This is a genomic window from Oxynema mangrovii CENA135, assembly GCF_016632315.1.
Lineage (GTDB): Bacteria > Cyanobacteriota > Cyanobacteriia > Cyanobacteriales > Laspinemataceae > Oxynema > Oxynema aestuarii.
The window spans coordinates 117,753-140,813 of the sequence record NZ_JAEOXH010000002.1 but is presented as its reverse complement, the minus strand read 5'-3'; the positions used below and the strand labels follow the sequence as shown (position 1 = coordinate 140,813).

14 protein-coding genes and 1 pseudogene are annotated in these 23,061 nt (G+C 50.5%); 6 read left to right on the top strand and 9 right to left on the bottom strand.

What is annotated here, in order from left to right; genetic code table 11:
• Window positions 1-335 precede the first annotated feature (335 nt).
• The gene (thyD, locus tag JJD41_RS14480; protein ID WP_200667600.1) at window positions 336-1,262 is read right to left on the bottom strand and encodes a thylakoid membrane protein ThyD; all 927 of its coding nucleotides are present in this window, start codon (window positions 1,260-1,262) and stop codon (window positions 336-338) included.
• A 260-nt stretch (window positions 1,263-1,522) separates the two neighbouring features.
• Here thyD and JJD41_RS14475 point away from each other — a divergent pair, with 260 nt between their 5' ends.
• Window positions 1,523-2,719 (top strand): RNA-guided endonuclease TnpB family protein, encoded by a 1,197-nt coding sequence (locus JJD41_RS14475; RefSeq protein ID WP_200667598.1) that lies wholly within the window; start codon window positions 1,523-1,525, stop codon window positions 2,717-2,719.
• Between the two features lie 190 nt (window positions 2,720-2,909).
• On the top strand, window positions 2,910-7,616 hold the full coding sequence (locus JJD41_RS14470; RefSeq protein ID WP_200667596.1) for a PAS domain S-box protein: 4,707 nt from the start codon (window positions 2,910-2,912) through the stop codon (window positions 7,614-7,616).
• Here JJD41_RS14470 and JJD41_RS14465 read toward each other — a convergent pair.
• Window positions 7,613-9,280, bottom strand: coding sequence for a glycosyltransferase family 39 protein (locus JJD41_RS14465; protein ID WP_234488836.1), 1,668 nt, complete (start codon window positions 9,278-9,280; stop codon window positions 7,613-7,615). The genes JJD41_RS14470 and JJD41_RS14465 overlap by 4 nt on opposite strands.
• Window positions 9,281-9,474: 194 nt before the next feature.
• On the opposite strand from JJD41_RS14465, the gene JJD41_RS14460 reads away from it, so the two are divergent.
• A complete protein-coding gene (locus JJD41_RS14460; RefSeq protein WP_200667592.1) occupies window positions 9,475-10,074 on the top strand; it encodes a methyltransferase domain-containing protein in 600 nt (199 codons plus the stop codon).
• Window positions 10,075-10,178: 104 nt separating this feature from the next.
• Window positions 10,179-10,862, top strand: coding sequence for a HEAT repeat domain-containing protein (locus tag JJD41_RS14455; RefSeq protein ID WP_200667590.1), 684 nt, complete (start codon window positions 10,179-10,181; stop codon window positions 10,860-10,862).
• Window positions 10,863-10,977: 115 nt separating this feature from the next.
• Here JJD41_RS14455 and JJD41_RS14450 read toward each other — a convergent pair whose 3' ends face one another.
• The 5 genes from JJD41_RS14450 to JJD41_RS24835 form a co-directional block, all read right to left on the bottom strand.
• A complete protein-coding gene (locus tag JJD41_RS14450; protein ID WP_234488835.1) occupies window positions 10,978-11,349 on the bottom strand; it encodes a hypothetical protein in 372 nt (123 codons plus the stop codon).
• Window positions 11,350-11,465: 116 nt separating this feature from the next.
• Window positions 11,466-12,824, bottom strand: coding sequence for an AAA family ATPase (locus JJD41_RS14445; protein WP_200667586.1), 1,359 nt, complete (start codon window positions 12,822-12,824; stop codon window positions 11,466-11,468).
• A 76-nt stretch (window positions 12,825-12,900) separates the two neighbouring features.
• Window positions 12,901-16,272: an isoleucine--tRNA ligase gene (ileS, locus tag JJD41_RS14440; RefSeq protein ID WP_200667584.1), complete on the bottom strand. Its 3,372-nt coding sequence runs from the start codon at window positions 16,270-16,272 to the stop codon at window positions 12,901-12,903.
• Between the two features lie 213 nt (window positions 16,273-16,485).
• Window positions 16,486-17,574 carry a Fic family protein gene (locus JJD41_RS14435; protein WP_234488834.1) on the bottom strand — a complete coding sequence of 363 codons (1,089 nt, stop codon included), beginning with the start codon at window positions 17,572-17,574 and terminating at the stop codon, window positions 16,486-16,488.
• Between the two features lie 68 nt (window positions 17,575-17,642).
• A complete protein-coding gene (locus JJD41_RS24835) occupies window positions 17,643-17,942 on the bottom strand; it encodes a hypothetical protein (protein ID WP_234488833.1) in 300 nt (99 codons plus the stop codon).
• Window positions 17,943-17,975: 33 nt separating this feature from the next.
• On the opposite strand from JJD41_RS24835, the pseudogene JJD41_RS14430 reads away from it, so the two are divergent.
• A pseudogene (locus tag JJD41_RS14430) lies at window positions 17,976-18,728 on the top strand (IS1 family transposase).
• 116 nt (window positions 18,729-18,844) lie between these two features.
• Here the strand turns inward: JJD41_RS14430 and JJD41_RS14425 are convergent.
• Together JJD41_RS14425 and JJD41_RS14420 are read right to left on the bottom strand one after the other, a co-directional pair.
• Window positions 18,845-20,041 carry an RNA-guided endonuclease InsQ/TnpB family protein gene (locus tag JJD41_RS14425; protein ID WP_200664726.1) on the bottom strand — a complete coding sequence of 399 codons (1,197 nt, stop codon included), beginning with the start codon at window positions 20,039-20,041 and terminating at the stop codon, window positions 18,845-18,847.
• Window positions 20,042-20,236: 195 nt separating this feature from the next.
• The gene (locus JJD41_RS14420; RefSeq protein WP_200667572.1) at window positions 20,237-22,006 is read right to left on the bottom strand and encodes a Ycf66 family protein; all 1,770 of its coding nucleotides are present in this window, start codon (window positions 22,004-22,006) and stop codon (window positions 20,237-20,239) included.
• Between the two features lie 562 nt (window positions 22,007-22,568).
• Between JJD41_RS14420 and JJD41_RS14415 the strand changes: the two genes are divergently transcribed.
• The coding region (locus tag JJD41_RS14415) for an RNA-guided endonuclease InsQ/TnpB family protein (protein ID WP_200667570.1) at window positions 22,569-23,061 on the top strand (493 nt) is incomplete at its 3' end.

Here is a 23,061-nt window from a genome sequence, read left to right as displayed (position 1 = left end):
ATTGCTCGTCGTCAAGTTCATCAGATCTTATCATTGAAATAAGAAATGTCTAATAAAGTTTTCTAAAAAAATATTAAGGTAGGTAAATAAAAGCGATCTTTCTGAGGATAACGATCGCCGAAGCCTTGAATAATGGTAAAGACAGCTACAAAGAAGTGAATGGAGAGCCGTTAGTTCTTAAGTAATTGTACTCGATTTCGTCAAAAAATAAGTATTTTTACTAAAGTTTTCGACAATTATTTTCGGCAATTAAAAAAAGTGGGGACTGAGTGGGGTTGGCGATCGCGATCGCTCCCCCCACTCAGTCCCACCGTAGACGCCTGCGAAAGAGGAACCTAACTCGACGATAAAACCTCTTCGAGAGCGATTTTCAGGGTTGGATACCGATATTCAAAGCCGTACTCTAAAGGACGTTTCGGTAAAACTTGCTGACCTTCGAGAACGACTTGGGCCGCATCGCCTAACAATACATGGAGGGCAAAATCGGGGACGGGTAACCAAGACGGACGGTGCATCACCTGTCCGAGGGTGTCGCACAGTTCCTTCATACGAACGGGATTGGGGGCCGTTGCATCGAGAACCCCTTCAATTTCCGGACGTTGCAACGCCGCTAGGATCAAATTGACCAGATCGTCGCGGTGAATCCAGGAAAACCACTGGCGTCCGCTTCCAATCGGACCGCCTGCAAACAAGCGGAACGGGGTAAGCATTTTGGCGATCGCCCCACCCATTCCGAGGACAATTCCGGTCCGAACGATCGCCAAACGGGTGTCACTCTCCTTAACTTGGCGGGCTTCGTGTTCCCATTCCCGACAGACGTTCGCCAGAAAATCGTCTCCCGGGGGACTGGTTTCGTCAAAGGTCGCCGTTTCGCTGGTTCCGTAGTAGCCGACCGCCGAAGAATTCACTAAAACCGAGGGTTTTGGGTCCGCTTGGGCGATCGCCTCGACCAGTTTGCGGGTTCCGAGTTTGCGACTGTCGAGAATCGACCGCTTGCGTTCGGCGGTCCAGCGTTCGTCTGCGAGGGGAGTCCCGGCTAAATTGACCACCGCATCACAACCGGACAGTTCGTGTTGCCACTCCCCGGACTCTTGGGGGGTATAGCCGACAATTTCCACGTGAGGAAATGCCGATGGGGGAAAAACGCGCTGGGCTTTCGTGGGATTGCGCGTGAACACGAGGATCTCGTGACCCTCCTCTTGGGCCCGTTCGACTAAACGACTCCCTACAAATCCGGTCGCCCCTGCGATCGCAATTTTCATTGATTTATATCCGTAAAAGTGAAATCTTTTGATTATTCCCCGCGTCAAGGGATGTTCAGGCCCACCTAGCTTCGGGTCTTAAAGAAAGTAGATTCGATTGTACCATTGGAGCCTGGGGCTAAAGCTGCACGAGTCGCTTTTTTGCGCCGCTTTAACAATGGGAGCGGGAATTCCCCGATTCTACCGAAGGTGAATCGTGGGATGAAAGCGACTCTTCGGCAAATCAGTGATAATCCGATCGTCTGGCTATATCGGCGATAATGTTCAAGGCGTACAAATACCGCATCTATCCAACCCACGAGCAACAAGCGACTTTAGCCAAGAGCTTTGGTTGCTGTCGTTGGTATTGGAACTATGCGTTAAATTTGTGCCAAGAGACTTATCGATCGACCGGAAAAGGTCGATCGAGGGGTTATCTTCAGGGATTATTACCTGCCCTCAAAAAGGAATACCCTTGGCTTAAAGAAGATGTCTATTCCCAATGCTTGCAAGTCGTGGCGTTGAACTTATCAACCGCTTATCGAAACTTCTTTGAGAACCGGGCAAAATTACCCCGATTCAAATCCAAGCAGGGAAGGCAATCTATCAGTTATCCTCAAAATGTTAAGGTTGAGGGAAATTACATCAAACTGCCTAAAGTTGGGTTAGTGCGTTGTCGTCAGCATCGAAGTTTTGAGGGAAAAATCAAAACTGTAACCCTCTCCAAAAATCCAGATGGTAAATATTATGCTTCAGTTTTGGTAGAGGGTAAAAAAGAACCTCCCCTTCTCTCAACTGAAGGAAAAGCCATTGGCATTGATTTAGGGCTGACCGATTTTGCGATTACCAGTGAGGGGTCGAAATATAATAATCCCAAGCATTTTAATAAACACGCGCGAAACCTCAAAAGAAAACAGCAAAAACACGCTCGAAAAAGGAAAGGCAGCAACAACCGCAATAAATCGCGGGTAAAAGTTGCCAAGATTCACGCCAAAATAAGTCGCTGTCGTGAAGATTTTCTCCACAAGCTATCCCGTAAGATAGTGAACGAAAACCAAGTGATTGTGGTCGAGAATCTCAATGTTAAAGGCATGGTTCGCCATCACAAACTCGCCAAAGCGATTAGTGATGTCGGTTGGGGAATGTTTTGTACGATGTTAAAGTACAAGGCTGAATCAGAAGGAAAAGTTTATCTAGAAGTCGATCGATTTTTTCCTTCTTCTAAAACCTGCCATGTATGTCTCAATCAAATCAAAAGCTTGTCTCTTGATGCGAGAAGCTGGACTTGCGAACATTGCCAAACCCATCATGACAGGGATATCAATGCCGCCATCAATCTCAAAAATGAAGGCTTACGGATATTAGAGTTAGGAACTCGCTCTACTGCCCTTGGAGGGGATGTAAGACGAGGTGGTAGAACTTCAGTTCTATCTAGCGCAGTCCCCAGTGAAGAGGGAAGCCGCTATTGTAATCTTTGATTCAATAGCGGTAGTTCACAGATTAAATAGGATTGAAAGAGGATCGTTAGTTGACCGACTGATTCGACATTCACCTGCGGGGGTCGAGTGGCTGTGAAAACTCATAACCGAGTTGGCGATGAGAACGATCGCCGCCATGGGGAGGGGATCGACGACGAAGCGATCGCCCGCGATAGCCGTCTTTTTGAACATGCTCGCTTTATTAACCGGACAAAATTTACTCGAAGCGCAACTGTCGCGCCCCTGCGATCCGTGCGATCGCCCGGTCGCCTGGGCGATCGCCGATTTAACGCGAGGCGCAGAACCGGGGAGTTCCCTCGATGCGGACCTCGAAGCCGAACGGGTCGAGATCGCGCGATCGCGAGGGGACGAGACCCTGTTGATGTTTTGGTTTACTCGTTTGACGATCGCCTATTGGTTTGGGGATTTTCAAACGGCGTTTGTAAAGGGGGAACGGGCGGCGATCGATCTCGATCGCCTTCAAGATCCAGCCTTGTTATCTTGGTTTAGTTTTTACCGCATTTTAGCGGGACTGGCGAGTTATCCGAATTTGTCGAAAAAACAGCGTCGGGCCGTGGTGCAACAAGCCGATACTTTCCTCGAAACCCGTCCTCAACTCCCCCGTTTGGATCGCCAATTTGCGGGCAATTTCGCCTTAGTCGAAGCGGAAAAAGCGCGGGTTTTACAACAGCAGTGGCAAGCGGCACAAAGTTACGATCGCGCCATCGAAACCGCACGCGATCGGGATGTAATTCACGAACGCGCCGTCTGCTACGAACGCGCCGCCGACTTTTATAGCGCCGAGTCGATGAGGGCGATCGCCCGAGATTATCGGGGGCGATCGCTGCAATGTTACCAACAGTGGCAAGCGCGCGCCAAAGTCGTGCAACTGCAACAAAAATATCCCGAACTGGCCACAGACGAAGACGACCCAGCCGCCACCGACCGCCTCGGGAAAGTCGGCGAGATCGTCTCCACAGAAGCGATCGCCTTACAAGAAAGTAAAAAACGCTTCGATTTATTTTTCAATCAAGCCATTGACGGTTGTTTCTTTTTCAGCTTCGACTTTGGCGTCGCCTGGAACGAAGGCGCCGACAAAGACGCCTTACTCGACTACACCTTCAGCCACGAACGCCTCAGTGAAGTCAACGACGCCTTTGTCAAGCAATATGGCGGCACCCGAGAACAATTACTCGGCATGACTCCGGCAGAGTTTTTCTCCCACGATCTCGACTATGCCAAACAAGTGTGGCGGGAGTTATTCGATCGCGGCATTTTAGAAATCGAATCTCGGGAACGCAAATTAGACGGAACCCCGATGTGGGTGGAAGGAACCTACACCTGTCTCTATGACGAAGCGGGACGCATCGTGGGACATTGCGGCGCCCAACGAGAAATCACCGATCGCAAACAGGCGGAAAACCAACTCAAAATCCGGGAACGCCAACAAGCGGCGATCGCCGAGTTAGGTCAAGAAGCTTTAGCCACCGACGATCTCGAAGCCTTGATGCAGCGCGCCGTCAATGTCGTGGCCGAAATCTTGGCCGTCGAATATACCAAAATCTTAGAATTGCTGCCCGACCGCCGGGAATTGCTGCTCAAAGTCGGGATCGGCTGGACACCGGGTTTGGTAGGAACGGTGACGGTGGGAACCGAACGGGAATCGCAAGCGGGCTATACTCTGTATGCTGACGAACCCGCGATCGTGCGCGACTTATCGACGGAAACGCGCTTCAACGGGCCGGAATTACTGCACCAACACCAAGTCGTGAGCGGGGTTAGCGTCACGATCGGCTTACACGATCGCCCCTACGGCGTTTTCGGGATTCACACCCGACAATATCGGGAGTTTAGCGAGGATGACGTTCACTTTCTCCAGGCGATCGCCCATATCCTGGGGGCGGCGATCGACCGCCAGCAAACCCAAGCAGCGCTCGAACGCAGCGATCGCCTTTACCGAACTGTCGCCGAACACTTCCCCAACGGCGCGATTTTCCTGTTCGATCGCGATTTGCGCTATCTCGTCGTCGGCGGTCAAGCCTTGCAGGAGTGGTCCGGTTACACCCCGCAAGATTTGGAAGGGAAAACCCTCTGGGAAGCGCTCACCCCAGACGAAATCGAGCTGATCGAACCGATTTATCGAGAATCCCTCGCCGGGATCGAGACCCCTCACGAAATCGCGTACGACGATCGCGCCTTGCTCTTGCAAAGCGTCAGCGTCAAAAACGACGCCGGAGAGGCGATCGCCGGGATGGTCGTCGCCCAAGATATCACCGAACGCAAGCAAGCTCAAGCGCAAATTGCCTTTCAAGCCTCCTTACTCTCTCAAGTCCGCAATGCGGTCATCGCCACCGATCTAGACGGTCGGATCACCTATTACAATGCCTTTGCCCGCGACTTGTACCGCTTTGCGGACGACCGTATTCTCGGTCAACGGATCTTCGAGGCGATCGTTCCCCCCTGCGAGTACGATCGCGCCTGCGAAATTTTCGCCCGGGTGCAACAACAAGGCTATTGGGAAGGGGAAATCATCGTGCAACGCCTCGATGGCAGTACCTTCGCCGCTTACCTCATCAATACCCTAATTCGCAACGCGGATGGCGAACCCGTCGGCTTTCTCGGGGTCAGTACCGACATCAGCGATCGCAAACGGGCCGAAGAACAACTGCGCCAGAGTGAGGCGCGCTTTCAAAAGCTCGTCGCCAACATTCCCGGAACGATCTATCAATTTCGTCTCGGTTCCAACGGAACCTACTGCGTCCCCTATGCGAGTCACGCCTGTCGCGAAATCTTCGAGATCGATCCCGAACTCATTCGCGAGGACGCTTCGGCAATTTTCGCGCAGATCGACCGCCAAGATCTCGTCGAGGTCAAACGGGCGATCGCCCAGTCCTCACGCACCTTAGAACCGTTTTACTGCGAGTACCAGATCCGCACTGCCTCGGGAAAAACAAAGTGGATTCAGTCGATTTCGCGACCGGAACGCCAAGCCAACGGCGATTTACTCTGGGATGGGGTGGCGATCGATATCAGCGATCGCAAATTGACCGAAGAAGCCTTGCGACGCAGCGAACGGCGGTACGAACTCGCCACCCGCGCCGCCAAAGTCGGCGTCTGGGAGTGGAATTTACTCGAAACCGAATTTTATCTCGATCCGAATATTAAAGATATTTTGGGGTATCGTCCCGAGGAAATGCCCGCCAATCTCCAAGCGTGGATGAGCTACATCCATCCCGACGATCGCCCCCAAGTCCTCGAAGCGGCCCGGGCTCACTTGTGCGGGAAGGTCGGCGAATACATTCTCGAACACCGTCTGAGTCACAAAGATGGCTCGTTTCGCTGGTTTTTGGTGCGCGGTCAGGCCATTCGCGACCACAAGTTTAAAGTCGTGCGCGTCGTCGGAACTTATACCGACATCACCGAACTCAAACAAGTGCAAATGGCGTTGTCGGAAGCGAAAGAAGAAGCGGAAGCCGCCAACCGCGCCAAAAGTCTGTTTTTAGCGAATATGAGCCACGAGTTACGATCGCCGCTCAATGCGATCCTCGGCTTTACTCAACTGCTCGAACATCACGATAACCTCACCGAGGCACAACAAACTTATCTCAACGCGATCGCCCGCAGTGGCGAACATTTACTCGCCTTAATTAACGATATTTTGGATTTCTCCAAAATTGAAGCCGGACGCACCCATCTCAATGAAAATGAATTCGACCTCTATCAATTACTGGCCGATATCCACCAAACCTTTCAACTGAAAGTCAACGAGAAAGGGTTGCAATTCGAGTTCGTCCTCGCCCCGGACCTCCCTCAATATATTTGCAGCGATCGCCTCAAATTGCGCCAGGTTTTAATTAATTTGCTCAGTAATGCGGTCAAATTTACCGATCGCGGCAGGATCGCCGTGCGCGTGAGCTGGCGGGCCGTTGACGGGGCGATCGGCTCTCCTCCCCGCCAGTTCGTGGCTTTCACGGTCTGCGATACGGGCATCGGTATCGCCCCCAACGAACTCAAACAGTTATTCGAACCGTTCGTACAGACCCAATCGGGAATGGAAATGCAAGAAGGAACTGGGTTGGGTCTGGCAATTTGCCAGCGTTACGTCGAACTGATGGGCGGACATATCGAGGTCAGTTCTCAACTCGGCGAAGGCAGCACGTTTCATTTTCAGATCGCCATTCGCCGGGTTTCTCCGACCCAGTTGCACTCGACCACGCCGAGCGATCGCATTGTCGGCGTTGCAGGCGACGGCGAGACTTACCGCATTTTAGTCGCCGACGATCGCGCCAACAACCGCCTGATTCTCGTCAATTGGCTGTCTCGGGTCGGTTTTGAGGTCGCCGAAGCCGTCAACGGTCGCGAGGCGATCGCCGTGTGGCAACGCTTCGACCCTCATTTGATTTGGATGGATATGCGAATGCCCGTCATGGACGGTTACGAAGCCACCCGCCAGATTAAGGCGACCGCCAAAGGTCGGCAAACCAAGATCGTCGCGGTTACCGCCAGTGCTTTAGAACAAGATAGACCCGCTATTTTTGCCGCCGGATGCGACGATTGGGTTCCCAAACCGATCGTCGAATCGGTCATTTTTGAAACGATGGCCAAACATTTGAAGTTGGAATATATCTATGAAGACCGTCCGTTTCACTCGGTCGAAAGTCCGGCCATTCCTCAAGTTTTGACGGCAGCCAATCTCGAAGGTTTGCCCCCATTCCTCATCGATGAATTGAGAGAAGCCATTTTAGATCTCGATCCGCGCGCGATCGAAGCGGCGATCGTCAAAATCGAGCCGGAACATCACCGTATAGCCCAAGTGCTTCGCAATTGTGTCGCTCAGTTTCAATACGATAAAATCTTGAAAGTTCTACCGCAAACTGACCAGGAGCAATCCTCTTAAGACGATCGCCCGGAACCGATTCCGGTTAATTTTTCTAACCGCAAGGATTCCGGTTTGACGGGTTCGATCTCGGTACCCGGATAGCGATCGCGCAATCCCTCTTGCAAACCTTTGGAAGGATTGAATAAATAAATATCGCTAAACGGTTTACTGTCTTTTCCTTCTCTCTCATCCCCTAAGTTGGGGACTTCTCCCTCAAGCACTAATTGGATCGTGACGTGGCGATCGAGTAAGTGCGCTAAAGATAGTATTTCGCCGCGATTGAAGCGAAAATCACTGGTGATTAATAACGGATGTTCTGCCGCATTAATTAATCGGGCAGCTTGCGGGTGATTGTGGCTATTTTTCTTATTCCACCACGTTTCCGAATGGACGATCGCCCCCCCGGAAATCATCCCCGCCAATAAAACAGTGAGGGCGATTCCTTGCCACAGTCTTTGTTTGAAAATACTTTTAGCTGTTGCTAATTTTAACGATAGCAAGGCAGTAACTGCCAATTCCATGCCTAAATAAGAAGGAATTAAATAACGGCTGACCGTAGACCGACGACCGCCGAGGATGAGATCGGGAAGAATCAGGGTTAAAGCGGGAATGGCAATTAATAAAATTACAAACAGCCAGACTTGTTTCTGAGTATGTTTTATCAGAAAATAAAGGGAGTATCCGATTAAGGCGATCGCCAAAACTAAAGCGGGAATGCTGTAAATCAATGGCGAATCAGAATCTAAATTTAGGTCGAAGAACACCCGGCTACTATTGGCAACCCAAGCGATCGCCAAACCGATCGGCGCCATCGGCTGTGCGGTCCACGCCGTCGTCCCACGCACTTTAGAAAACTGGTTGAATACGATAACGATCCAGGGGATAAATAATAAGACGGCTCCCCATGAAGCGAAGAAATAACTCATCTTTTTTTGAGTTATTTTGAAGCCGTCGATCGCCAGTAAGTAGCTCCCGTGGGCGATCGCTACTAACGCGGAAAAGAGAAAGCTGTAAAAACTGGCCGCTAAAGTAACGGTATAAATGGTCCATTTTTTAATACTTTGATTCTCTGAAACTGCTTTTAAAAATGCCGCACTCGCCAGTAAAATTGTCGCCGTCCACAATCCGTATTCTCTAGCTTCTCGGGCATAGAGAATATGAAAGGGAGAAACAGAAATGAGCGCCATTCCGATTAATCCGGCGAATTCGGAACTCAATAATTGATAGCAAAGCCAATACATCGCCGGAAGTGCAATTAAACTGAACAGTGCAGAAACCGTGCGAAGGGAGGCGATCGAATCCCCAAATAGTTGCGCCCACCATCGGGTTAATATGTAATACAAGGGAGGATGTTGGGCGTCTTCGCGAGCTAAGGAGTTGAGGCTATCGCTTAAGTTTTTTTCAGGAGTCAGTTGTTGATAAATTAAAAGGTCGTCGCGATCGAGGGGTTCGTTGGTAAAGAGGTTTTGAATTAACTCAGTTTCCGTATATCCCGAAATTCGTAAAGCCGTATAAGCTTCGTCATGCCAAAAGATTTCGCGATCGAGATCGGCAAAACGGAAAACAATCCCGGAAATTGCGATAGCTATCAAGAGAAAATGCCAAACTCCTCTCGGGAGGAGGATGCGCACGAGGGGGTGAGCTTTCAAGGTACCCGTACCTTTGAGGAAAGGGAGATGCATGATTGACTAAGCGAAGATGTTGGACCGATTCTGGCATATTTTTCCCGCAAGATCGGTTGGGGAAACATTGAAGCAGAAGCCCGGGGAAGTACGAGGACGCCAACGATCGCGCGATCGGGTGAAGAAGGGAAAAACAAAAAACTTTACAATGATTGCAAATCTAGATATTTTACTCAACTTCACGGCGTTCAAAGATGCAAGAAATCGAACAACCCACCTTCTGGGAACAACGTTATCGGGAAGGAAGCGATCGCTGGGATCTCGGTCGCGCCGCACCTCCTTTTGTCGAGTTTTTGAAACCTCCTCAATCCCCCGCGCCGGGTCGGGTGGCGGTGTTGGGATGCGGTCGCGGTCACGAAGCGCTGTTATTTGCCAAACACGGCTTTGAGGTGGTCGGTTTTGATTTCGCCCCCGCCGCGATTTCTGCAGCGCGGCAGTTGGCCCAAAAACACGGCGTTGAAGCGACGTTTTTACAGCGCGATATTTTTGATTTGACCCCTGAGTTTTCGGAGCATTTCGATTATGTGGTCGAGCATACTTGTTTTTGTGCGATTCCACCGACGAAGCGATCGCAATATGTCGAGGTCACCCATCGGTTGCTGCGCCCTCGCGGCGAATTGATCGGTCTATTTTTCACTCATTCTCGTCCCGGCGGTCCTCCTTTTGGCGTCACGAAACAAGAGATCCGCCAGTTTTTCCATCCCCGGTTTCAAGAGATCGCCCTCGAAATTACCCCGAATTCGGTCTCTAGTCGTCAGGGAGAAGAGCATTTAGGGCATTTTCAGAAGTCTTAGAGGTTTGGGTCGGCTCAACTCCTGACTCGTCCCCCTTCCCTACTCCCGTTTGCACTCTATAATGAATGGAAACAAATGTAAACTTTTGTAAAAAACCTTAAGCGATGACTCAGATGACCTTAGCGGAAATTTCCCAGCAGTTGGAGAGTGAAAACGCGCGCGATCGCATGTTGGCGCTGGTTTCGCTCAGATACGTATCTGCGACCGAGGCGGTGCCACTGATTAAGAAAGTCTTGGATGACGAGAATTTGCAGGTGCGATCGATGGCGGTGTTCGCCCTGGGACTCAAGCCGACGGAGGAGTGCTTTCCAATTTTGGTAAGGATGCTCGAAGCGGAACCGGACTACAGCATTCGGGCGGGGGCTGCGGGGGCATTGGGCTATTTAGAAGATGGCAGAGCCTTTGAACCGTTGGTGCGATCGCTCTACGAGGATACGGACTGGTTGGTGCGCTTCAGTGCGGCGGTGGCGTTGGGGAATTTGAAAGATCCGCGCGCTCACGATGCTTTGATTCAGGCGTTAGAGACGGATCAAGTGGTGTTGCAGCAAGCGGCGATCGCGGCGTTGGGAGAAATCAAATCGGTCGCCTCCGTCGATCGCATTCTCGATTTTGCCCAATCGGAGGATTGGTTAGTACGCCAGCGTTTGGCGGAAGCGCTGGGGAATTTGCCCCACGAGAAAAGCCGCGCGGCGCTCAAGTACCTGCAAAAAGACAATCATCCCCAAGTGGTGACGGCGGCGACGATTTCCCTAGAGCGTTTGGATGGGGAATTCCCGCCGTCGCCGTGAGGGGCGATCGTGTTTTCGACGCTCCCATTTTGAAACAGCAGAGGCGCGATCGCGCCGCGCCTCTATATCAGAGAAGCTCGCATCATTGAGTACGGAGCGATCGCCCCAACTTGGCTTATTTGAATTGAAAATCCGGACAAACAAATTCAACGATAATACCATGCTGATTCAGTTCAAATTCAAAATTTTTCCAATCTGAATCAACCGCATTTAAAATTGGTGGATTTTGAGGATGAACCCGGGCGATCGCTACCCATTTACGATCGCTGCGATCGAAGTTGGCTAATTGCGGATCTTGGGGAAATTCTGCAAAATCATCCCCAGGAATTGGCGTAATTTTGACGCGATCGCACCGTTGAGAATTATATTGATAGTCGTGAACCCATTTCACAAATAAATCCCCGACTCCGGGTTGACCGGACAATGAAAGATTGCGTCGGTATTCATCAAAAACCAAACCGTTGTCATCGATAACTAATTTTTTCACTCCTTGTCTAATCGCCATTAATTCTCGAACGCAATTGATAACACATTGCGGTGAAGCATTTGGCTGTTTTTTATTGGCGACCAGTGCAATATTAGTATCTACGATAACAGGTTCCACTAAACTTTAGCCTCCATCCTCCGCCTCATTTCTGCCTCTGTTTTAGCAGCCAATTCACCCATTTCATCTCCGAAAAAGTCTTGTGGCCAATTCATAATATTCCCAAATTCATCTAATTGCAGCGATTGTAAATGAGATTGGCCGCGATCGTCGAGTTGGCAAAAATATAAGCAGGTCTGTTCGTGAGAAAAGACTTCTTCCGCAATACGACGCTGCAAACGACGTAATAAATGCTCGCTATGACTTTCTAAAATAATTTGTACCTTACGGCGATTGATAACATCAATAAAAACATCGGCCAATCCAGCTTGAGCGAAGGGATGCAAATGTATTTCTGGATGTTCTAAAATAATTGTGGAACCTTCCGGGACGTAGTAACACAGGACTAAAACAGGTAAAATTTGGGAGACGCCAAAGCCAACATCAGTAATTAACACTTCAGGGGTATTGGGAGATCGTCGAACCCAAACTTGATAACTGCCCCGATCGCCTTGAATGGCTTCGATTCTTAAATTGTGGATGAGTCCGATCTCGCGTAATTTTTGCGCAATATCCTTTTCGATGGAGTTCTCTCGATCGCGCCAACGAGAGGCTAAAATAGCAGCAATTGTCAATTCTCCCCGGGAGCCGACATCTACCGGGCGATCGCCGGACCAAGCATAATTTCGTCGTGGATATTCTCGCAAGGGTCCTAAATAATAAATATTTTTAAAACATTCTTCAAAAGCCAGAACTAAATCGGATAAAAAGCTTGCATTTTGATAATAATTATTTACTTTATCCGGAAAGCTATAGTTTTTGATTGGGGCAGGAAGTGGCCAAACTCGCCCCCGAAATCGTCTGAGTTCATAACCTTGGGCAATTAACTTATATTTTAATGAATTTTCAGTCTCTGAGGGAGGATCCCATTCCATCCCAAAACGATATGGGCGATCGCCCTGCTTAAATTGATAAACAAATTCTCGAACCCATTTTACATCGTCTCTTTCTTCGATATCGACTTCAAAATTTAATTGAGGGATTGAAAAGAGAACTCGATCGGGTTCACCTTCTGGATCTAAAATTTCTAAGTTATTCCTTAATGTCCATCCGATAGATAAATTGAGATTTGGTCGATCTTCGCCTTTGTGGAGCAGATCCCTAAAGCGACCTAGATCGATATCCGATCGTTCGTCTCCGAGAGCCAAAATTTGCTGGCGATCGCGCGCTTCTACAGTTTGTTTTAACATCAACAGCAATTGCAAAATTGCCGTTTTTCCCGAACTATTCGTACCAAATAATCCAGTTAAGGGAGCTAACTGAATTGACCCCGTATCTGGCCAAGATTTAAAGTTTTGCGCCCTTAGTGCATTCAGCATCTTTCCCTCCCCTTAAAAGCGTAGAAAATAGCAGAGGCGCGATCGCGCGCGCCTCTACATTCAGTCTACGAAACCGTTAGAACTCACCCGCCAATGCAGAAACGCAGCGTTCGCAGATCGTCGGATCGGCTGCAAACTCGCCGACATGGGTGGAATAATTCCAACAGCGATCGCATTTCTGACCGTCCGCATTGACGACGCCGACGCCCAACCCTTCGGACTCGGCGGCATACGATAACCCGTCGAGTGCTGCGGGGCTGTCCACCAATTCGACACCGGAGGTGAGGAACAGATAGCGCAGTTCGTCTACGCCATTGCTGCGAACCGCGATCGCGGGGGGCGCCGGAGTCGAGGGGGTCTCCACCGTCGCCACTTCGCGCACTTCGACCGTTTCCGGTTTTTGCCGACCGACTACCTCCGCCGCCGTTTGCTGCAAGGTCGCGAGCAGTTCCTCGCGGGTAGCGGCTTTGAGTAGGTAGCGGTTGGTAAACCAGGCGCTGTAACCGATACCGACGAGTTCCAAGACGCCCGGTAATAAAGGGAGATCGTCGATCGCGTCGAGAATGGCGGAAATCACCATAAACGAGACGATCGCGCTGAAAATTAACACCAGGGACAATAAGGGACGGCGATAGTCCGAGAAAAACAGGGTGAAATAGCGAGGGAAGTCTTCGAGGAAGGCGATCGCGCGATCGAGGATCTGCCGCCATTGGGGGATCTCGCCGTCCGCCGGAGGTAAACTACTCGCTGCGGTGCCCGGTTCCGGAGGGGCGATCGCCTCCACTGCGGTCGTTTCGGGCTGTGGCAGACTGGCGAAGGTACTCGGGTTCATCTTGGCGAGGTGCGATCGTGCCTTTTCGTCGGCGACGTAGAGTAGCACCTTCGCCTCCAAAGACGACCCGATCGCCTTATCCTTGCGCGCTTTTTCTAAAACCTGGTTCACTTCGGCGCGAATGTGGCGCCATTGCTGCCAAGTTTTACCCAACTCCGGATTGGCGAAGCGATCGTCCAACTGCACCCAACCGGACTCGAACACCGAACGGTAGGGCGTCGGATAGGGCAGATTTTGCCAAATATCCTCCGCCATGTGACACAAGACCGGGGCGATCGCCTTGGCCAGATTTTCGAGGGCGATCGCGAGAACCGTCTGACAACTGCGACGGCGGGCAGCTTCCGGCGCGCTGATATACAGCCGATCCTTGGCGATATCTAAATAGAAATTGGACAAATCCACCACGCAGAAATTCTGCACCGTTTGGAAAAAGCGGAAAAACTGATACTTCTCAAACGCATCGGTCACTTCCGCAAACACCTCCGTCATCCGGTGCAGCATGTAGCGGTCCAACTCCGGCAAGTCGTCGTAAGCGATCGCATCTTTCGCCGGATCGAAATCGTGGAGGTTACCGATTAAAAAGCGCGCCGTATTGCGGATTTTGCGATAAACATCCCCCAATTGTTTGAGGATATTCCGACCGAGGGGAACGTCGTTAGAATAGTCCACCGACGACACCCACAAGCGCAACACGTCGGCCCCGTAGGGCGGTTCTTGCTTGTGATTTTTGCCCCCATTAATAATCGTTTCCGGATCGACCACATTACCGAGAGACTTGCTCATTTTGCGGCCATTTTCATCGAGGATGAACCCGTGAGTGAGTACGGTTTGATAGGGCGCAACGCCGTTATTGGCGACGCTGGTGAGCAAACTCGACTGGAACCAACCGCGATGTTGGTCCGATCCTTCTAAATAGATATCCGCCGGATAGCGCAATTCTTCCCGTTGTTGCGCCACCGCCGCCCAGGACGAACCGGAATCGAACCAGACATCCATGGTGTCGGTTCCTTTGCGGTAGGTTTTACCGTTGTCGCGGTAGGAGGGGGGTAAGAGGTCTTCGACGGGCAGTTCCCACCAGGCGTCCGAACCCTTTTCGGCGATAATGGCTTGGACGTGGGCGATCGTTTCTTCGGTCAGCAGGGGTTCTCCGGTATCTTCTTCGTAAAAGACGGGAATGGGTACGCCCCAACTGCGCTGGCGGGAGATGCACCAATCCGATCGCTCGGAAACCATCGCCCGAATTCGGTTTTCGCCTTGGGCGGGAATCCACTGCACCTGGGAAATCGCCTTGAGGGCTTCGTCGCGGAAGCCTTCGACGGACGCGAACCACTGTTCCGTAGCGCGGAAGATCGTCGGTTGTTTGGTGCGCCAGTCGTAGGGATATTTGTGAACGTAGGGTTCTTCTTTGAGCAGGGATCCGGTTTTTTGGAGGGCTTCGATCACGGCGACGTTCCCTCGGTCGAGGACGTTCAACCCGGCGAATTCCCCTGCGTCTTCGGTAAAGTTGCCGTTGGCGTCTACCGGGGCGAAGATGTCGAGACCGTAGCGCAGACCGACGCCGTAGTCTTCCAGACCGTGACCGGGGGCGGTATGGACCAAGCCCGTCCCGGATTCGGTGGTAACGTAGTCGCCGCCGACGACGATCGGACTGTGGCGATCGTAGAGGGGGTGTTTGTACTTACAGTGTTCGAGGTTTTTGCCTTTAATTTGGGCTTTGACCGTCAATTTACAGCCGAACGTGGTGGAGAGGCGATCGACCAATTCGGCGGCGACGATCAGGAAGCAACCGGGGGCGATCGCACTATCTTCGGGCATCGCGACGATCGCGTAGTCTAAATCGGGATTGACACTGACCGCCAAGTTCCCGGGAATCGTCCACGGCGTCGTCGTCCAGATCGCCGCGTACAGGTTGGGAAGGAAGCGTTTGAGGTCCGCCGCCTTTTTCTCCAGTTCCGTGACCGGGAAAGCGGCGTAGAGACTGCGGGAGGTGTGACCTTCCGGGTATTCGAGTTCGGCTTCGGCGAGGGCAGTTTGGGAACTCGGGCTCCAGTGGACGGGTTTGCGTCCGCGATAGATGTAGCCTTTGAGGACCATTTGACCGAAAACGCCGATTTGAGCCGCTTCGTAGGCGGGATTGAGGGTGAGGTAGGGATTGTCCCAATCGCCCCAGATCCCGTAGCGTTGAAAGCCTGTTTTTTGTTGTTCGACGGTCTTGAGGGCAAAATCGCGGGCTTTGTGGCGCAGTTTGAGGGGGGTGAGCGATCGCCTCTCCTTGTCTTTCATCGCTTGCAAGACTTTGAGTTCGATCGGCAACCCGTGGCAGTCCCAACCCGGGACGTAGCGAACTTTACGCCCTTGCAAGAGTTGGTATTTATTGATGATATCTTTAAGAATTTTATTGAGGGCGTGACCCATGTGCAGCGCGCCGTTGGCATAGGGCGGCCCGTCGTGGAGGATGAAAATCTCCCCGGGGTTGTTCTGCGACAGGGTTTCGTAAATGCGGTGTTCTGCCCAAAACTGCTGGAGTTCCGGTTCGCGCTTAATCGCATTGGCGCGCATGTTAAAGCTTGTTTGGGGCAGGTTGACGGTTTCTTTGTAACTCTTTGCTTCTGTCACAGCCAAATCCCGAAAGGTCGTAGAACGATTTTCCCCTCAATTATAGGGTTCGGCGTCGTCACGAGTCACGAGATCCGGTGAGGCGATCGGGTTTTGGGGTAGATGGGCTTTGGCAGAAAGGTAGCATTCCTAAATCAGCGAACAGGGCAATCCACTCATTCCCTGCGTTGCTCATTCCAAAAACAACCGTTAGAAATACCGTTAGAAATACCGTTACAAACTACTATTCCAGTATTCTAAACCCGTGACGAGCGCATCTTCCAGCCATCCTCGAAATCGCTCGATTAAATGATGTTCTTCATCCGCATAAGAAAACTGAAACGGACTCTCGCTCAACGCTTGAATATCGCTCGGACTCGTGTCCCCCTCTTCTGTCACATCTTTATGATAAGCACAAGCAGAACAAACTAATAAACCGCGATATTCGTGACCGAGAACGTGGAAGGATAGCAAAATAATCGTAGAAGTTTGGAGATCGATCGCCAGTTGCATCCAGTCATGATAGGCGTGAATATTCGCAAAATATCCTAACTGCTTTGCCGTTTGGGCAACTTGAAAGCGATGGTAATATGATTTCGAGCCATCCCTCGGAGGCACAACCGTAAAGACATCAAATTCATTCACTAATTCTTCGATAGAAACTTTGATATCTTCGGCAAGCTTATCCAATCTTTCTATAGCAATTTCGTACAATAGATTGGCAAAGCCTTCCACTTTATTACAGCGATCTTGTCGAGTTGCAGATTGATTCTGTTTGAGTTTTTCAGCGATCGCCGCGATCGCAATCTGGGTTCGCCTCCCTTCCGCTAAAACTTGCTCCGACAGCCCCAGACTTCTAATAAAAGCTTGTTTTTGTCGTTTGGAAAACAACTGAATTAATGGTGATAAATCTCCGCGATCGGCTCGTTCTAAAGCATCAAGATAAACCACTCGTTCGTCACGAGTTAAAGATAAAGGAAACCAACCTGCCTGTAGAAAAACCAAACTCGCCAAACAACGAGCCACTCGCCCGTTACCATCTTGAAACGGATGAATTTGTGTAAATCGATGGTGCAACCAAGCTGCTTCCACCTCCGGTGGAATCTTGTTTTCCTGATGTTGCCGATGCCAACTAATGAGATTGTCCATTTCCGATGCCACTTGTTCCGGCGGACAATGTTCATGAATTAATCCATCCGATCGCATCGGGTTGTTAACTTGTCGTTTCCACTCTCCGCGAATCAGAGGAACATCGATCGTTTCTCCAGTCGCCGGAATCAAGGCTTCTGTCGTCTCTTGATTTTGCGTTAAAACTTGATGCAATTGTTTGATATAATAAGTTGATAAACTGCGGGTTTTACCGACAAAACAAATAGTCCTTCAATCGCCGTTTATTGGTCTTTAATTAAAGAAATAACTTGTTTGACCGAGCCATCCGTAGCCCCATGCGGAATCAGAGCTTCATCAATTCCCTGTTCGATCGGTAACCGTGTAATTCCTCGATCTAAATTATAGAGCCGTTCGATAATCCCAGTTTCGATCGCAATTTCCCGGCAGAGTCTTTCCATAAAGGTTTGAAACTCCCCAGAATTCCTCAATCGTTCCGCTTGTTCGTTCCAAACGGTCACTAAGGGAGGCAACTCAGTATTTGCCAGTTTTTGCCAGTCCGGTTCTAAATCTGGGCGTTGCATAATAGAGAATGATGAAGCGTTGAGGGAAGCATTATGAACTGTCCTTATTGTGCTAGTGACCACATAGTCAAGAATGGTCATCGCAATGGCAAACAAAGCTAGGCGTTGCATAATAGAGAATGATGAAGCGTTGAGGGAAGCATTATGAACTGTACTTATTGTGCTAGTGACCACATAGTCAAGAATGGTCATCGCAATGGCAAACAAAGCTACCTGTGCCGAGATTGTCGTCGCCAGTTCCGAGACAATCCGCACCAAGGCTACACTCCAGAGGTCAAAGCCCTGTGTGTAAGCATGTCACTCAATGGCATGGGTTTTAGAGCAATCGAGCGAGTGAGTGGCATCAACCATAACAGTGTGATCGACTGGGTGCGCCAAGCGGCGGCAGCGATTCCTGAGGAGAATTACGAGATCCCTGAAACGGCTCAACTGGATGAACTGGAAACCTTTGTGGGTCAAAAAAACAAGATTTGGTTGTGGACGATTGTCAACACCAAACAGCCTGGCATCCTCAAGTTCGTGGTGGGAGACCACGCCCTAGAGACTTTTAAACCCTTATGGGAGATGGTGATGGGCTGGGCTTGTTTTCTGTACATCACTGATGGCTATCCAGTATATTATTGTGTGATTGAAGAGGCCGATCGTCCAGTCAGTAAAACAGCGATGACACGGGTCGAAGGGGAGAACTGCCGACTACACCATTACGTAGCTCGATTGCATCGTAAGACGTTGTGTTATTCCAAATCGGTCGAAATGTTAACCACCTCAGTCCGGTTACTCATCTAATATCTCAAGCACCATCAGATTCCAGCATTCACTTAAATCATTCTCTATTATGCAACGCCAAAATCTGAAATTGGTTCCCACAGCATTTCGGATTGGCGTGAACTACCGCTATTGAATCAAAGATTACAATAGCGGCTTCCCTCTTCACTGGGGACTGCGCTAGATAGAACTGAAGTTCTACCACCTCGTCTTACATCCCCTCCAAGGGCAGTAGAGCGAGTTCCTAACTCTAATATCCGTAAGCCTTCATTTTTGAGATTGATGGCGGCATTGATATCCCTGTCATGATGGGTTTGGCAATGTTCGCAAGTCCAGCTTCTCGCATCAAGAGACAAGCTTTTGATTTGATTGAGACATACATGGCAGGTTTTAGAAGAAGGAAAAAATCGATCGACTTCTAGATAAACTTTTCCTTCTGATTCAGCCTTGTACTTTAACATCGTACAAAACATTCCCCAACCGACATCACTAATCGCTTTGGCGAGTTTGCGATTGCGAACCATGCCTTTAACATTGAGATTCTCGACCACAATCACTTGGTTTTCGTTCACTATCTTACGGGATAGCTTGTGGAGAAAATCTTCACGACAGCGACTTATTTTGGCGTGAATCTTGGCAACTTTTACCCGCGATTTATTGCGGTTGTTGCTGCCTTTCCTTTTTCGAGCGTGTTTTTGCTGTTTTCTTTTGAGGTTTCGCGCGTGTTTATCAAAATGCTTGGGATTATTATATTTCGACCCCTCACTGGTAATCGCAAAATCGGTCAGCCCTAAATCAATGCCAATGGCTTTTCCTTCAGTTGAGAGAAGGGGAGGTTCTTTTTTACCCTCTACCAAAACTGAAGCATAATATTTACCATCTGGATTTTTGGAGAGGGTTACAGTTTTGATTTTTCCCTCAAAACTTCGATGCTGACGACAACGCACTAACCCAACTTTAGGCAGTTTGATGTAATTTCCCTCAACCTTAACATTTTGAGGATAACTGATAGATTGCCTTCCCTGCTTGGATTTGAATCGGGGTAATTTTGCCCGGTTCTCAAAGAAGTTTCGATAAGCGGTTGATAAGTTCAACGCCACGACTTGCAAGCATTGGGAATAGACATCTTCTTTAAGCCAAGGGTATTCCTTTTTGAGGGCAGGTAATAATCCCTGAAGATAACCCCTCGATCGACCTTTTCCGGTCGATCGATAAGTCTCTTGGCACAAATTTAACGCATAGTTCCAATACCAACGACAGCAACCAAAGCTCTTGGCTAAAGTCGCTTGTTGCTCGTGGGTTGGATAGATGCGGTATTTGTACGCCTTGAACATTATCGCCGATATAGCCAGACGATCGGATTATCACTGATTTGCCGAAGAGTCGCTTTCATTCCACGATTCACCTTCGGTAGAATCGGGGAATTCCCGCTCCCATTGTTAAAATATACAAACTTCTCAAAAATAACAACTATCGCCTACACCTTAAAAGTCATAGGGTGGGCAATGATTGCCCACCCGACTAACCCATCACTTTTGCTCATCCGTCTCATTGGTCGGAGACGGCGACTCCTCAGTCATTGGCGGCGTCGCCGATTTCGCTTCCCCCGGCTGTTTCGGCATCTCTACAATCGCCGGATTGTTGCGATTCGGACGCATCGAAGGTGAGATCTCCTCCGAACCTTCCACCGTTTCCGCCTCAACCTCGATCGCCCCTTCCAACTCCGAAATCTCCGGTAAGTCTTCAGCAACAACCGTTTCCATCGGTTCCGGCTCCACCTCGACCTTCGCTTCCACGCTCTCACTTTCCTGCGTTTGGGCATCCGGCGCCAGATCCGTTTCTGGCGGCATCTCCTCCCCAGAACTCCGAGTTTCCGAACTCTCCGTTTCCGAACTCTGAGTTTCCGCTTGAGCGTCCTCCGCGACTGTTTCCGGTGGAGGTTCGGGCTGAATTAACTGCTCGAATCCCTCCGCTTTGCGAGTTTCGGCTTCCGTCGCCGTCGCTTCATCTTCCGCTAGATCTTCTACAACGTTTTCCGCCACCGTTTCCGTTCCCGCCACCGTTTCCGTCTCGGCGACGGCGGGAGACGCTTCGGAAACTTCGGCTTCCTCGAATTCCTCAGTCACTTCCGGTGGCGCTTCAACCTCCTGCGGTGCAATCGTTTCCGCCATGGTCTCCTGCGGCTGCGACTCCTGCGGCTGCGACTCCTGCGGTTGCGACTCCTGCGGCTTTGGTTTCGACTTCTTCCCTCTACCGAGAAGACCTTGTAACCCAGACAGCAAACTTGTCAGGGGCGCTAATAGACCTCCCTTGTCAGCCTTCGCCTTCTTCGCCGGACTCGTCGAAACTTTAGTTTCCGTCGGCGTTGCAGGCGCTTTTTCGGGACTCTCCAACTCGTCTAAATCGTCAAACTCATCAAACTCCCCATCACTCGATCCTTCCGTCCAGTCTTTCGCCCCTTCCAACGCGGCGGCTGAAGGCATTTCCTCCATCGTCTCCGGGTTAGTTTCAGTAGGCGACTCTTCCGCAACCGTTGCACTCGGTTTCGTTTCCGCTTCCGATGGCTCACTCGGCGTCTGCGCTGCTGGCCCTTCACTTTCTGCCGATACTGGGGACTCCACCGGAGTCTGAGGCTTGGCTTCAAACTCTGCACTCACCTCAACCTCTACATCCGGACCCGTCGAGGGCGTCTGAGACCGACTCGGTTCGGCTTTCGGTTCCGGTTTGGGTTCGGCTTTCGGTTCCGGTTTTGCTTTTGACTTACCCTTGAATAAATTCTGAAATCCGCCTAAAGGAGATTTTTTCGGAGTCACTTTTTGAGGCGCGGTCGGCGGCGTCTTCTGGGTCGTCGTCTCTTCCGTACTCGTTTCGCCAGAAGGAACGGCTTCGGTTTCTGGCGTTTCCGGTGCGCTAGAAGGCTCGGCTGTCGGCGCTTCCGGCACTGCGGTCACCGATTTTTGTGCCGATTTACCTTTAAACACATTCACCATTCCTCCCTTGAGTGCGGGGGAACTTTCGGCGGCGGATAAATCGGTTTGTTCGGCGAGGGGCGTCACTTGGCGGCGTAAGGCGAGGGTTTGCCACCCCAACCAACCCAAAAGAGCGACGCTAGCGGTTTGACCGAGGAGTACGGCTCCGGTAATCCGTCCCGCACAAAACCACAAGACTAAAGCATAGAATAGCCCCACTCCGCTCCAAATTAAATCGCCTTTACGATGAACTTCTGGAACGAAAAAGGCGGCCATGTAAATCGCGAAACTGCCCAAGGCGACGGCCAAGGCCAGAATATATGCAAGCATGTTCCCGGTTCTCCCTGCGGTGTACTAATGGGGACAAAGGGCTTATCGGTTCGGGGAAGTGGAGGTTGGGAATCCGTGCTGCGGGCATCTGGCCCGCTTTTCTAGGCATTCGGGACTTTGCTACTGCACGGATGCATTTCCTTGTTTGCGGCAATCACAGGAAGTCAACCTCGTTCGCCGAACCAATGCTCTAGGATGTCCCTTAATACGCTAATTCTACCGTTGTGGCTGTTGCTTCTCTTGGGGGGTCGCTACAAACGATCGCCCGATGGGGCCATTGAGACGTGAAATGCCAAACGTCATAGAGCTGAACCCCTGCTAGGGTACTTGCTAGCATCGCCTTGTGTTCTGTAACACCTTTGCCATGACAAGAGAGTTTTAATTTTTGAGGGGTTCGGGGAGCGATAAGTCCCGCACTGTACCTGAAAGGTCAGTGTCGGGATAAACGGACTCCCCACGTCGATTGAGGGGTAGCGAGAAGCCGCTTCGCGTCTACGATGCCCCGAAAATCGACACACTGCCGATAGTCTAACGGAAAGCACAAATCTGTTAGGCTGTAGGTATGTTGAACTTGACCTACAACTACCGAATCTATCCAGGACTTGACCAGGAAGCTCAAATGCTCGACTGGTTGGAGCAATGTCGTCGCGTCTATAACTACGCTTTGGCAGAGCGCAAGGACTGGATCGACTCGCGTAAATGTCCGGTCAATGCTTGCAGGATCAAGCAGGAATATATCATTTCTGCCGATGCACCCTATCCCGACTATTACAAACAGCAAAATGCGCTGACCAAAGCGAAAGATGCGATCCCAGAACTGAAGGCAGTTCACTCTCAGGTCTTGCAAGATGCCTTGAAGCGATTGGATAAGTCGTTCAAGTTCATGCAGAAAAGAGGGTTCGGATTTCCTCGATTCAAAAAGTTTGGTCAGTACCACTCGTTTGTATTTCCACAGTTCAAATCGAACCCCGTCAACGGGTTTGAGATCGAACTGCCAAAAATTGGAGCCATGCCCATTAACCTGCATCGACCTCTCCCGGAAGGGTTTGCACTCA

Excerpts from the sequence above, each read along its gene's own strand:
- thyD (WP_200667600.1), bottom strand. The coding sequence starts at position 1,262 with ATGAAAATTGCGATCGCAGGGGCGACCGGATTTGTAGGGAGTCGTTTA.
- JJD41_RS14475 (WP_200667598.1), top strand. The coding sequence starts at position 1,523 with ATGTTCAAGGCGTACAAATACCGCATCTATCCAACCCACGAGCAACAA.
- JJD41_RS14470 (WP_200667596.1), top strand. The coding sequence starts at position 2,910 with ATGCTCGCTTTATTAACCGGACAAAATTTACTCGAAGCGCAACTGTCG.
- JJD41_RS14465 (WP_234488836.1), bottom strand. The coding sequence starts at position 9,280 with ATGCATCTCCCTTTCCTCAAAGGTACGGGTACCTTGAAAGCTCACCCC.
- JJD41_RS14460 (WP_200667592.1), top strand. The coding sequence starts at position 9,475 with ATGCAAGAAATCGAACAACCCACCTTCTGGGAACAACGTTATCGGGAA.
- JJD41_RS14455 (WP_200667590.1), top strand. The coding sequence starts at position 10,179 with ATGACTCAGATGACCTTAGCGGAAATTTCCCAGCAGTTGGAGAGTGAA.
- JJD41_RS14445 (WP_200667586.1), bottom strand. The coding sequence starts at position 12,824 with ATGCTGAATGCACTAAGGGCGCAAAACTTTAAATCTTGGCCAGATACG.
- JJD41_RS24835 (WP_234488833.1), bottom strand. The coding sequence starts at position 17,942 with ATGCAACGCCCAGATTTAGAACCGGACTGGCAAAAACTGGCAAATACT.
- JJD41_RS14425 (WP_200664726.1), bottom strand. The coding sequence starts at position 20,041 with ATGTTCAAGGCGTACAAATACCGCATCTATCCAACCCACGAGCAACAA.
- JJD41_RS14420 (WP_200667572.1), bottom strand. The coding sequence starts at position 22,006 with ATGCTTGCATATATTCTGGCCTTGGCCGTCGCCTTGGGCAGTTTCGCG.